This window comes from Butyrivibrio sp. AE2032, from assembly GCF_000702965.1.
This window is the reverse complement of the sequence record NZ_JNLF01000003.1, coordinates 1196532-1209299: the sequence shown is the minus strand read 5'-3', so window position 1 is coordinate 1209299 and position 12768 is coordinate 1196532. Positions and strand designations below refer to the sequence as shown.

At 45.0% G+C, this 12768-nt stretch carries 10 protein-coding genes, 2 tRNA genes and 1 other annotated feature; of the genes, 8 read left to right on the top strand and 4 right to left on the bottom strand.

Annotation, left to right across the window (positions count from 1 at the left end; translation table 11 throughout):
* Window positions 1–29: 29 nt before the first annotated feature.
* Complete coding sequence (locus BO18_RS07400) at window positions 30–1328, bottom strand: class I SAM-dependent rRNA methyltransferase (protein ID WP_034444982.1); 1299 nt, start codon at window positions 1326–1328, stop codon at window positions 30–32.
* A gap of 116 nt (window positions 1329–1444) precedes the next feature.
* Here BO18_RS07400 and BO18_RS07395 point away from each other — a divergent pair.
* Both BO18_RS07395 and BO18_RS07390 read left to right on the top strand, forming a co-directional pair.
* Window positions 1445–1517, top strand: a tRNA-Gly gene (locus tag BO18_RS07395).
* Window positions 1518–1559: 42 nt separating this feature from the next.
* Window positions 1560–1632, top strand: a tRNA-Gly gene (locus BO18_RS07390).
* Between the two features lie 46 nt (window positions 1633–1678).
* Here the strand turns inward: BO18_RS07390 and BO18_RS32530 are convergent.
* From BO18_RS32530 to BO18_RS07375, 3 genes are read right to left on the bottom strand one after another with little or no spacing between them, the layout of a single operon-like run.
* On the bottom strand, window positions 1679–2998 hold the full coding sequence (locus tag BO18_RS32530) for an Mbeg1-like protein (protein WP_081860947.1): 1320 nt from the start codon (window positions 2996–2998) through the stop codon (window positions 1679–1681).
* A gap of 20 nt (window positions 2999–3018) precedes the next feature.
* Complete coding sequence (locus BO18_RS07380; protein WP_034444980.1) at window positions 3019–3678, bottom strand: hypothetical protein; 660 nt, start codon at window positions 3676–3678, stop codon at window positions 3019–3021.
* A gap of 24 nt (window positions 3679–3702) precedes the next feature.
* Window positions 3703–5634, bottom strand: coding sequence for an EAL domain-containing protein (locus tag BO18_RS07375; RefSeq protein ID WP_034444978.1), 1932 nt, complete (start codon window positions 5632–5634; stop codon window positions 3703–3705).
* A 180-nt stretch (window positions 5635–5814) separates the two neighbouring features.
* Here BO18_RS07375 and BO18_RS07370 point away from each other — a divergent pair, with 180 nt between their 5' ends.
* The 6 genes from BO18_RS07370 to BO18_RS07345 all read left to right on the top strand — a co-directional run bounded on the left by BO18_RS07370 (window position 5815) and on the right by BO18_RS07345 (window position 12430).
* The gene (locus BO18_RS07370; RefSeq protein WP_330379457.1) at window positions 5815–6339 is read left to right on the top strand and encodes a GAF domain-containing protein; all 525 of its coding nucleotides are present in this window, start codon (window positions 5815–5817) and stop codon (window positions 6337–6339) included.
* 198 nt (window positions 6340–6537) lie between these two features.
* Entirely contained in the window at window positions 6538–8274 is a 1737-nt protein-coding gene (locus BO18_RS07365; RefSeq protein WP_034444974.1) for a peptide ABC transporter substrate-binding protein, read from the top strand.
* 83 nt (window positions 8275–8357) lie between these two features.
* Complete coding sequence (locus BO18_RS07360) at window positions 8358–9293, top strand: ABC transporter permease (protein WP_034447140.1); 936 nt, start codon at window positions 8358–8360, stop codon at window positions 9291–9293.
* Window position 9294: 1 nt separating this feature from the next.
* Window positions 9295–10353, top strand: coding sequence for an ABC transporter permease (locus tag BO18_RS07355; protein WP_034444971.1), 1059 nt, complete (start codon window positions 9295–9297; stop codon window positions 10351–10353).
* A 12-nt stretch (window positions 10354–10365) separates the two neighbouring features.
* Window positions 10366–11502: an ABC transporter ATP-binding protein gene (locus BO18_RS07350; RefSeq protein ID WP_034444969.1), complete on the top strand. Its 1137-nt coding sequence runs from the start codon at window positions 10366–10368 to the stop codon at window positions 11500–11502.
* Window positions 11486–12430 (top strand): ABC transporter ATP-binding protein, encoded by a 945-nt coding sequence (locus BO18_RS07345; RefSeq protein WP_034444968.1) that lies wholly within the window; start codon window positions 11486–11488, stop codon window positions 12428–12430. Before BO18_RS07350 ends, BO18_RS07345 begins: the two co-directional genes overlap by 17 nt.
* A gap of 74 nt (window positions 12431–12504) precedes the next feature.
* Window positions 12505–12745: a binding site (T-box leader), on the top strand.
* The last annotated feature ends 23 nt before the right edge of the window (window positions 12746–12768 follow it).

Genomic DNA, 12768 nt, shown 5'->3' with positions numbered 1-12768 from the left:
AACCCCAGATAAAATCTGGGGTTTTTTTATTACTTCTCGTCGCAGACCTGGAAGATCACGAACTTTAGATAGTATGAGGCTGCTCCGCCCCAGAGGATTGGATGGTCCTTGGCCTGCTGCCTGAATTCCACCTGACGAAGACGCTTATGGGCATCTCTGGCTGCATCTGCAATAGTTTTAAGGAAAAGAGCTTCATCCATAAAGTGAGAGCATGAACATGTGGCAAGGTAACCACCGTCCTTAACAAGCTTCATTCCGCGAAGGTTGATCTCCTTATAACCTGTAACAGCTTTTTTGATAGAAGCTCTGGACTTGGTAAATGCAGGAGGATCAAGGATCACCACATCAAACTTCTCCCCCTTGCTCTCAAGATCAGGAAGAAGGTCAAAGACATCTGCGCACTGGAAGGTAGCTACTTTTTCGAGGCCGTTCAGGGCGGCATTTTCCCTTGCCTGCTCGCATCCAAGATCTGAAGCATCAACGCCAAGTACTGACTGTGCTCCACCGGCAGCAGCATTAAGTGCAAAGGAGCCGGTATGTGTAAAGCAGTCGAGAACTCTTTTACCTTTGCAAAGACCACGTATGGATTGGCGATTAAACTTCTGATCCAGGAAAAAGCCTGTCTTCTGGCCGTTCTCAACGTCTACGTAGTACTTAACACCGTTCTCTTCAATCATTACCTTTGTATCAAACTTATCACCGATAAAGCCCTTGGTCCTCTCAAGGCCCTCAAGCTCGCGTACCTTGGCGTCGCTTCTTTCGTAGATACCACGGATCTTGACGCCGTCCTTTGCCATAACCTCTTTGCAGCAGTCAAGGATAAGGTTCTTCATTCTGTCAGTTCCAAGAGCCAGGGACTCGATTACAAGGACGTCAGAAAACTTGTCTATGGTTATGCCAGGAATGAAGTCCGCTTCGCCAAATACAAGCCTGCAGGAGAGCCTTGTGAGCTGATCTGCTAAGGCTTCCTCCTTGGAAAGACCTGCTGCAGGCTCAAGATACTTTGCCATATAGTCCGCCATTACAGCCTTCCTGTATTCCCATGCATCCTCTACTCGTTTCAGGATAAGCTCCTTAGATACAGGATTCTCCTTTTTTCTGGACATCATACGAACCCTAATCTTGGAGTGTGTGTTTATAAATCCGTAGCCCAAAAAGAAGCCGTCGAAGTCATCAAGCTCGATGATATCACCGTTTTCAAAGCTTTCCTCTACCTTGTCTATCTCATTGTCATAGATCCAAAGTCCGCCGGCTTTAAACTCACGGCCCTGGCCTTTTCTAAGGATCACTTTTGCATCAGCTGTTTTGATCTGTTCTATATTTCCCATAAATTTAGGTCACTCCTTGCATTCAATTCAATAAAAATCAAAAATATATGTTGACAATACATTAATTATATTCTAAAATCAATTCGTTGTCGCAATTATTATCTGTGACTTCAAATGCGATAGTGGCGTAGTTGGTAACGCGCGACCTTGCCAAGGTCGAGACCGCGGGTTCGAGCCCCGTCTATCGCTCTTTTCATCAACACAAGCAAGCTTTTGCTTGTTTACATATATGCGATAGTGGCGTAGTTGGTAACGCGCGACCTTGCCAAGGTCGAGACCGCGGGTTCGAGCCCCGTCTATCGCTCTACAGTAGTAAAACCCCAGATTTTTATCTGGGGTTTTTGTTATTATCAGTCGAGAACCAGGTCGTCGCCACTGTATTTAAGTGGCTTAACCTTCCACATCTTGTTGGATATAAGATCTACCAGTGCAAAGAGATCCGGATGGTTGCTTAAAAATTCTATGAGGGATTCAGGGGAATGGCGAAGTCTAAGGAGGGTCAGCACCAGCTTTGGTCTGCTTCCTATGAGTTTCATTATAACTGCGTGGTTGGTTATAAAGTCTGCTATTCCAACCATATCTGTACTAAAGCCATTCTGACTCAGTATTTCTTTTACTGATTCCACCATCTCAGGCTTCTTACCCTTGTATCTGAAAATAAAGGCAATGAGCTGAGCTGAACTGTCTGAGTACCTTTCATTTGCAAAGGTATCGATTATCTTATCAGTATCGCCGCCCTTTGCATTTACGATAACGTTACCCAGCATATTTGCCACGTTCTCTCTGGTGGACATCTGTACAGATCTGATAAAGCTGTTGAGCATTTTATCAAGGTCTGTCATTTTTTTATCCTGCTTTGGCGCTTTCCAGACGCTCATTCCTCCGATATCATCGTAAAAGACAATTGCATTTGCGCAGTGATTTTCAGCAAAACCCAGACGTCCGAAGTTTGTTCCAAGGTAGAACTGCTTTTTACCTACATCGTTTAACAGGATGTTTACAAAGTCGCTCTCTGCGATGATGTTCAAGATCTTGCCCCGGTTCTTTTTTATCTGGAAAGCATACTTTTGAATAAACTCATCAGAAAAGCCCTGACCGTCAAAGGAAAAGCAGCTGTCCACCCTGTCATCCATGATGGTTATAAACTTTGATTTGTTTCCGCCCTTGGAATGGCCGGTTACCGTGATCCTGTCATAGCTATCAAGATCCAGGGACCTGAACCAGTTAAGGGCATTACTCTGATAAACAGTGGGAACCTGATAAAGACCTGAAACATTATCGATCCACTCAGCATCGCTCTGGGTCCCCTTAAAGGCAACGATAGCCTCATTATAGGCCGGGTCATATAAGAGCACACTTCTTCCGCCACCGGCGCTGTCGCTCTCATAATGAACCTGAAGAATGATGATGTCCTTTAAGTGCTGGTTAGGCCGTATTGCCCACATGATCTCTTTATACTCAGCTCCGGTAACGCCTGTGCTGTATTCCTTGTCATTCTCTATCTGGGCAGCGTTTCGAAGGACGCCATTTACAAAGTCCCCAATAGTCCTGGATTCCTGACTAGTGGAAAGAAATGTTCCCCTGGGGCCACCGAGGTTTTCGCAGTAGAGAAGATTGTTGATAAGTACTATTTCTTCAATTGTTAAATTGCTAGAAAGATTATCACCCATACAATACCCCACAATACCTTTTACTCAAGATACAAAGTGTCAGAAAAAAGCCTGTCTTTGGTCAGGTCCCCCTCGGAATCCTTTACCACAACGATGTAGACATCGCCCTTTATCTTTTCAGTTAAAAGAGCTTTCTCAACCGATGCAGATACATCCTCATATTTTTTGCAGTCAAGCTTTGAACCGTCCAGGAAGATCTTGATGTCATTTCCTGCGCGGATAACGCCTTTAAGTACATCACTGGCTGAAATGTCCTCTCCGTGCTGACTTCCAAGGCTCTCCCAGAAGCCGACGGTTACTTTTACTACCGGAAAGCTGTTCTTTGTAAGGATTTTTTTGATTTCATCGGCCATTTCATCCTTAATTATCTCCCCGAAAAAGTCATCCCTGATCTCAAATTTGCCATCCTTTTCTTCTGCAGTGGCAATGAAGGCGCTGGCTCTGTCCAGACCTGCAACCTTGTAATACCACTCGTTGTGCTCTCGTACAGTACCTGATTTTGGCTCACAGCCTGTGATTTCAAAGGTATAGCTGGGATACTTTTCTTTGAAATAGCCTGCAACGGCTCGCATCTCTTTTAACAGTTCCATGTCGGCCTCGCAGAGCTCACCCTTCTCAATTTCTTCAGTGTGGAAAGTAATCCCCGATAAAACATTCTTTTCTTCTTTTGTAAGTTCCATGTTGTCCTCCCGTGAATGAAAATGTTAACCGGCTTTGCAATAATCCAGTAACTGTGTCTTTGTTATTGGCTTTGAGAAATAATATCCCTGGTAAAAATCAACTCCAAGGGCCTGTAATTTTTCAACATGTGCCTTGGTTTCTACGCCCTCAACCAGGATCTTTCGCTTCATCTGCTTTATCATGTGGATGCAGTTTTCAAGGATGATCTCGCCTCGCTCACTCTTGTCTGAATCCCAAAGAATGCTCTTATCAATCTTTACGATGTCAAAGTCCAGAGTGAAAAGAGAGTGCATATTTGAATAGCCTGTTCCGTAGTCATCCATAGAAAACTGGAAGCCGTGCTCCTTTAGTCTCTTTATGACGTCGCTTAAGAGTTCATAGTCGCTGGCAGATACAGACTCGGTTATCTCAAAATTGATAAAGGATTTTGGAATGCCGTATTCATCAACGATCCCAATAATGTGGGAGACAAAATCATCTCGCATGCACTGAAGGACGGAGAGATTGACGTTGATGCAGTCCATACCCATGCGCTGTGGCTCTCCGCTCTTTATAAAGGCGCATACCTGCTGCAATACAAAATCATCTATGTCGTCGATATAGCCGGTCTGTTCGGCGATAGGGATAAACTCGTCGGGATAAAGCTCTCCAAGGCCCTGGTCGTGGAGCCTTATGAGGGCTTCTGCCCCATGGAGCTGAACACCGTCAGTGCAGTAAGTGGGCTGGTAGTATACTTCAAACTTGCCCTCTGAGAGTCCCTTTGTCACAACCTCTTCTACAGCGGATCTCCTCATAAGGAACTGAAGGTCATCGTGGGTTAAAATGGTGTTTTCAACATCCTTTGGCACAGGACCGTCGATCATGTACATAAGGGTATCGATGCTGTTAATGCTTGTTGGAACCTCAGCGGTCATTATTACCGGAGAGAGCTTTATCGGAACACCATGGACCGTCCACTCAGACTGGAAGCGGTTGTAAATCCGCTTGGCTATTCCGAGAACATCTTTTTTACCCTTCTGGTATCTGTCGTACTTAAGAACCAGCACCATAGTATCGGGATTTGGGTGATAGATGCTGCTTCTGTCAACCAGGGTCTTTAGATAGTCTGAAATTTGCACCAGCATCTGATCAGTGTAGGAAAGACCGGTAATCCTGCTGATCGCATCCATATTTGTCATTTTGAGGCAGATGACATTTATGATATGCTTCCTGGCAAGGAGGCTTGTAAGGTCCATCCTTAAGGCATTTCTGTTGTAAACGCCGATCAGTGTGTTAAGCCTGTCATCCTCGTTTTCAACTGTGAGCATAAGCCCCATGAGAGCCAGACCTTCGCAGAACAGCTCGCTTTTTACACCGATATAGATAAACTGCATCACTACACCGAAAAGTGTTACGCAAAAGAAATATACAAGGGCATATCTGTTTCTTTTCCGGATGGTATTCCAGGATAGTAAAAGGCATCCGGTTGCTACGATCATGTAAGCCAGTGAGATGAGGTACAGCACTACCTCTGCCCAGTTCCTGACAAACTGCATATTTGAGTTATAGTAATACACGTATCCGGTTAAGGGGTTAGTGATAACGAATAGCTCAGAGATGATAAACGGGATCATTCCCAGGAATTTTATTATCTGGGGGTTGAAAGAAAATGAATCTGTGACTGTCATCACATAGTTATACAGGGAAGGCGCCAGTGCGATATGGACCAGGAAGTAGATGAACTGTGAGACCAAAATGCATTTAGAAAAAACAGGCACCAGGCCCATGAAGGTCTGAAATATTTCAGTACATATACAGGTTACGGAATTGATTATGACAATATAATTCATGATGAGAAAGATCTTGTTCTGGCCAAGATCAGTTCTCTTTTGAAGTCTTGTAAACACGATGGTTGTGAGACACACCAAGAAAGCTGCACAATAAAATGCAACATGAAAAAGCATATCGTACATCATATAATTACCCCCAACAGGCGCAGCATAGAAACTGCAGCCAAGACTAACAAAAAATCGTTCCCAACTGTCATTATACCGATATCTAGCGGTATATACAATTAAAAATGTTTGGGAAACCGTAATATCAAAAACAGTTTACGCAAGACTTGATTGTGCACAAGGCAAAAGGGTGTTAGAATCGTGGGAGTGAATTTAAATAGTTCACGCTCACTTTTTTATATGGAGGATTCTGGATTTATGACAGACTATAAGTTACTTGCTGCGCAGATAAGGTCACTGGCAGAGGATGAGCCCCACTACATTCCGGTTATGTCCAATGCTTCAGCTCTTTTAAATGAGAACATGGAGGATCTTAACTGGGCCGGCTTTTACATAATGAATAAAGGGTCTCTTATGCTGGGACCATTCCAGGGAAAGGTGGCTTGCATCAGGATAGAGCTTGGTAAAGGGGTCTGCGGAACAGCAGCTTTGAGGGATGAGACTCAGCTGGTAAAAGACGTGCACCAGTTTCCGGGGCATATTGCCTGTGACAGCGCCTCTAACTCAGAGATTGTGGTTCCTATCCACAGGGATGGAAAAGTGGTGGCGGTTCTTGATATCGACAGTCCAAGCCTTTCCCGTTTTGATGAACAGGATAAGGCAGGTCTTGAGGAATTTGTTAAGGCTCTGGAGGAGATAACAGATTTTTCCGACATTCAGGAATAAAAAAATTTTTGGCAGCTGCAAACCCTGCAGCTGCCTTGTTTTGTGCCATTTTCGCTTTTGCCATTAGGCGCGTTGAAGGAGAAACGGTTTAAAGTGCTAAAGTTTTTGTTGACATATACTGGGGTGAACACTTAGTATGGTTAATATACATCAATTGTATACATGTATGTGACATTAATTTTGAGGAGGATAATTGGTATGAAGAAAAAGTTATTGTCTATCGTACTTGCTTCAGTGCTTACTATGAGCGCAGTTGGATGCGGAAGCTCAGCTGTAAGCGGAGTAACTGAGCAGACTGGCGAGACACAGAGTTCTACTGACACAGCAGCTCCTGCAGATCAGGCAGGAAGCGAGGCAGCAGGCACAACAGATGCAGGAGAGGCTTCCACAGAGGACCTCAACGTAATGCTTGAGACTCCTGTTGAGTCTCTTGATCCACAGCAGGCAACAGACGGAACATCATTTGAGGTTATCGCTGATTACACAGATGGCCTTATGCAGATGGACGCAGACGGACAGGCAGTAAACGCTATTGCCCAGAGCGTTGATGTTTCAGAGGATGGTCTTACATACACCTTCCATCTTCGTGATGACGCTGTATGGAGCAATGGTACACCTGTAACTGCAGCAGATTTCGTATTTGCTTGGCAGAGAGCAGTAGATCCTGAGATTGCTTCTGAGTACTCTTACATGCTCAGTGACATCGGACAGATCGTAAACGCACAGGAGATCATCGACGGAACAAAGGATAAGAGCGAACTTGGCGCAACAGCAGTTGATGACAAGACTCTCGAGGTTAAGCTTAATGTTCCTGTCAGCTATTTCCTTAGTCTTATGTATTTCCCAACATTCTATCCTGTAAACGAAGAGTTCTTTAACAGCTGTGCAGATACATTTGCAACAAGCCCTGAGACAACTCTTTCAAACGGTGCTTTTGTTCTTGACGACTATCAGCCGGCAGCTACAACAATCCACCTTACAAAGAATGCTGATTACTATGATGCAGCAAAGGTTTCTCTTGCTGGTCTTAACTACCAGGTTATCCAGGATTCACAGCAGGCTCTTATGAGCTACCAGAACGGTGACCTTGATACAACACTTGTAAATGGTGAGCAGGTTGATCAGGTTAAGGATGATCCGGCATTCCAGGCAATCGGTGCAGGTTACCTCTGGTACATCAGCCCTAACATCTCAGCAGTAAAAGAGCTTGATAACCTCAACATCAGACTTGCCATCACAATGGCACTTAACAGAGAAGCAATCACAACAGACGTACTTAAGGATGGTTCAGCTCCTACATTTACAGCAGTTCCTCCTCAGTTCGCAGCAGGCCCTGACGGATCAGACTTCTCAGCAAACCAGGAGATGTTCTCAGACATCTGCAGATATGATGCTGATGTAGCTGTAGAGAACTGGAACAAGGGTCTTGAGGAGCTGGGAATCACAGAGCTTACACTTACAATGATCCACGACGCTGACGATGCACCTATCAAGGTTGCACAGGTTGTTAAGGAGCAGCTTGAGACAACACTTCCAGGTCTTACACTTGAGCTTCAGCAGATGCCTAAGAAAGAGCGTGTACAGCGTATGCAGGAAGGTGAGTTTGAGATCGCCCTTACACGTTGGGGCCCTGACTATGCTGATCCTATGACATACCTTGGAATGTGGATCACAAACAACTCAAACAACTATGGTCTGTGGAGCAATGCTGAGTATGACAAGATCATCGATGAGTGCACAACAGGCGAGACAGCTATGGATGCAAAGGCTCGTTGGTCAGCACTTTACGATGCAGAGAAGATCGTAATGGATGAGGCTGTTATCTTCCCTCTCTACACACAGTGCAATGCAGAACTTATCTCAACAAACGTATCAGGAATCGAATTCCACCCAGTAGCTCTTAACAGAGTTTATAAGAATGCAGTAAAGAAGTAATTCTAAATCTGAAGAGGTTTATGCGCGAGGGTGAGCAGGAAGTTTACCCCCGCGCTTTCTCTTTCAATCAAATTGGGGTCATAATGAAAAAATATATATTAAAAAGAGTAATAACCGCATTTTTTACACTACTTGCAATTACACTTATCTTATTTATTCTGATGCAGCTCATGCCGGGCTCACCATTTAACGACGAAAAATTAAACGACGCACAAAGGGCATCGCTGTATGCAAAGTACGGCCTTGATCAGCCCATTGTGGTGCAGTTTTTTAAATATGTTTTCAACATGTTCAGGGGAGATCTGGGCGTAAGCTATAAGATTTCCAAGAACACTCCTATAACCCAGCTTATTGCCAGCAGACTTCCAATCTCCATAGGTGTTGGATTTGCTGCAGTACTTATCGGATCGGTAGTAGGTCTTTTGCTGGGGCTTCTGGCAGCCTTCAAGCACGACACAATCTGGGATACTCTGGCAACCATTATTTCAGTAATCGGTGTGTCAGTGCCCTCCTACGTGTTTGCTCTGGCACTATCCTATCAGTTTGGATTTAAGCTCAAGTGGTTCCCAATGCTGTTCTCTGCAAAGGACGTCATAGGATCCAGCGTGCTTCCGTCCATATCACTGTCCATGTTCACCATGGCATCCATAGCAAGATTCACCAGATCAGAGATGATAGAGGTTCTTGGTTCAGACTACATGCTTCTTGCAGAGTCAAAGGGACTTTCAGGAAACAAGCTGATCTTCAGCCACGCGCTTCGAAATGCCCTGATCCCCATCATTACTGTTCTGGCACCACTGGTTGTTGACCTTATGACAGGATCTTTGGTTGTTGAAAAGATCTTTTCCATCCCTGGAGTTGGTTCCCTTTTGGTAAACGCTATCCAGTCCAACGACTACAACGTGGTCATAGCACTTAGCTTTATCTATTCAGCAATGTACATCGCCATCATGCTGGTGGTTGATATTCTTTACGGAGTAATAGATCCAAGAATCCGTGTGGCAAAGGAGGGAGATTGATATGGCAGCAGAAGCAGTAGTAACAGAAAAAACTCCATACATCCCAACTGATGCGGATTTTGTATTAAAGGGCGATAAGGCGGGTATTGAGGTTGATTCAAACTTCGCCTCCCAGAGCTTCTGGAAGGAAGTTGTGGCAAGGTTTGTGAGAAAGAAGAGCGCAGTAATGGGACTTGTATTTGTCCTGGTGATTTCCTTCTTTGCTTTCGTCGGCCCTTCCATGAACGAGTACACCTATTCAGGACAGAACCTTTCACAGAAAAACCTGGCGCCAAGAATACCTGTCATTGAGTACACAGGTCTTTTCGACGGACATGAGAACATCTCAACCACTTCAGGCACGAAGATGGTCAACTACTATTTTGAAAACAAGCTGACAGATGTGTTCTACTGGTTTGGAAGTGACAATTTCGGAAGAGACATCTGGACAAGAACCTGGTCCGGAGCTCAGGTATCACTTATTATCGCAGTGGCAGCAGCCATCATCGACATGATCATCGGTATGAGCTATGGTCTGATTTCCGGATACTTTGGCGGAAAAGTGGACATGGTGATGCAAAGGATCCTGGAGATTGCAAACGGTATCCCAAGACTGGTTATCGTAACCCTCCTTCTTCTCGTGTTCAAGCCCGGAATGCTTACGATCATTGTTGCTCTTATGCTCACTGAGTGGGTAGGCATGAGCCGAATTGCCAGAGCCGAGATGCTGAAATTAAAGGAACAGGAATTCGTCCTTGCTTCCAGAACCCTTGGAGCAGGCAGCATGCACATCATTTTCAGCGAGGTTCTGCCAAACATCATTGGACCTGTTATTACACAGGTAATGTTTTCCATACCTACAGCCATCTTCACAGAGGCCTTCCTTTCCTTTGTTGGATTGGGAATCCCTGTACCAAGGTGCTCACTGGGATCGCTGATCTCAGAAGGCTTTAACAGCTTTACGACCCATCCCTATCAGATAATTCCTCCGATAGTGATCATGGCACTTTTGATGCTGAGCTTTAACCTGGTGGCTGACGGACTTAGAGAGGCCCTTGATCCCAAGTTAAAAGAAATGTAAGGAAGACTAAAGATGACTGAAGAAAAGAAGCGAGAAAAAATTCTTGATATCAAGAACCTTGATATCACCTTTAAAACCACGGCAGGCGATGTTCACGCCATCCGCGGGATAAATATCGATCTGTTTCAGGGAGAGACTGTGGCTATCGTTGGTGAGTCCGGATCAGGAAAGTCCGTAACCATGAGAGCTGCCATGGGAATCCTGGCAAAGAACGCAGTGGTCAACAGCGGAGAGATCATTTACCGCTACAGGGACAATGTGGGAGGAATCGACTACAACCCAGATGATGATGCCAATGCAACCTGGAAGGAAGCAGATATCCTTAAACAGGACAAGAAGTGGATCAGAAAGCACATCAACGGACGAAGGATCGCCATGGTGTTCCAGGATCCCATGACCAGCCTTGACCCAACTATGACCATCGGAAAGCAGATCATGGAGGGAATGATCTGGCATTACCATATTGATAAACAGGACGCTTATAACAGGGCAGTTAACCTTCTTAAGGAGGTTGGTATCGAGGATGCTGAAAAGAGAATGAAGCAGTACCCACATCAGCTCTCAGGTGGAATGAGACAGAGAGTAGTTATCGCAATAGCTCTTTCCTGTAACCCTGACCTTCTTATCTGTGATGAGCCCACAACAGCTCTTGATGTAAACATCCAGGCTAAGATCCTGGAGCTTATCAAAAAAGTTCAGAAGGAAAGAGACATTGCTGTCATCTACATCACCCATGACCTGGGCGTTGTGGCAAAGGTGGCAGATTATGTAAACGTAATGTATGCAGGAAAGATAGTAGAAGTTGGCAACATCAATGAGATCTTCTATGATCCAAAGCACCCTTATACCTGGGGACTTTTGTCAGCTATGCCTGACCTTGGAACTGATGATGACAGGCTTTACACTATTCCCGGATCACCTCCGAACCTTCTTCATGAGAAGGAAGGCGATGCTTTTGCACCACGTAATGCATATGCACTGGAGATTGATGATAAGCTTGAGCCACCTATGTTCCAGATCACAGAGACACACTCTGCTGCTACATGGCTTCTTGACCCAAGGGCTCCAAAGGTTGAGATGCCGGTTGAGATTAAGACCAGAATAGAAAGAATGAAGAAGGAGGCGAAGGAAAATGGCAGCGAATTATAATGAAGCCCCCCTTCTTGAGGTGGAGGGATTAAAACAGTACTTCCCCATAAGCTCCACTTATACAGTAAAAGCTGTGGATGATGTAAGCTTCAAGGTTTATCCAGGTGAGACCTACGGCCTGGTAGGAGAATCCGGATCAGGAAAGTCTACTATCGGAAGAAGTATCATAAGATTGTATGACCCTACCGAGGGCAAGATCTCTTTTGCAGGAATGGACATAAGCGGAAAGATGTCCAAGTCCACAAAGGATAAGCTGAGAATGCAGATGCAGATGATCTTCCAGGACCCTATGGCTTCTCTTAACCCCAGAAAGAAGATCAAGGATATCATCGGAGAAGCTCTGGATGTAAATAAGCTCTACAACACCAGGGAAGAGAGGGACAGAAGAGTAGAGGCTATCCTTCAGAAGGTTGGTCTTGCCAAAGAGCATGCGGATCGCTATCCCCATCAGTTTTCCGGCGGACAGAGACAGCGTGTCGGAATAGCAAGGGCTCTGATCCTGAACCCTAAGCTGGTTATAGCAGATGAGTGTATCTCTGCTCTTGACGTTTCAATCCAGGCCCAGGTGGTTAACCTTATGAAGGATATCCAGGAGGAGACAGGGGCAGCATATCTTTTCATTGCTCATGATCTTTCCATGGTAAAGTACATCTCCGACAGGATCGGAGTTCTGCACCTTGGGCACCTTCTGGAGACAGGAACTACGGATGAGATCTTCTCAAATCCCATCCATCCTTATACAAAGAGCCTTCTTTCTGCAATTCCTATTCCAAATCCGGAGCTGGAAAAGAACAGGATTGCCCTGAATTATGACTATAAGACCTCGGGGCTTGATTACACCAAGGGCACAGAGCACCTTGTTGGTGGCACTCACTATGTAAAGTGCACCGATGAGGAATTTGCAAGGTTTATGGCTGGGGAGCAGTAATCTTTAACGGTCTACATAAAATTTACTTGCACCATTAGGGAAATAGTAGTATTATGTGAACGTTAAAATCTAATAGAAAAGCTATGACGAAGACAGTAGGCTCTCCCAAAGCCACAGAGAGCTGCCGGTTGGTGAAAGGCAGTGCGATTAAGAGATGACTGAAGATCACTTCTGAGCTGCAGGATTGAAAATAAAAAGTAGATCCTGACGTACTCCCAGCGTGATTGGGAAGCGTATTCAACCGGAGCTAAGCTCACGGCGCGTATGTGTAAACAGGTGGTATAACGAGAGTAAATTATTAGCCTCGTCCTTTTTACAGGACGGGGCTTTTTTTCCGT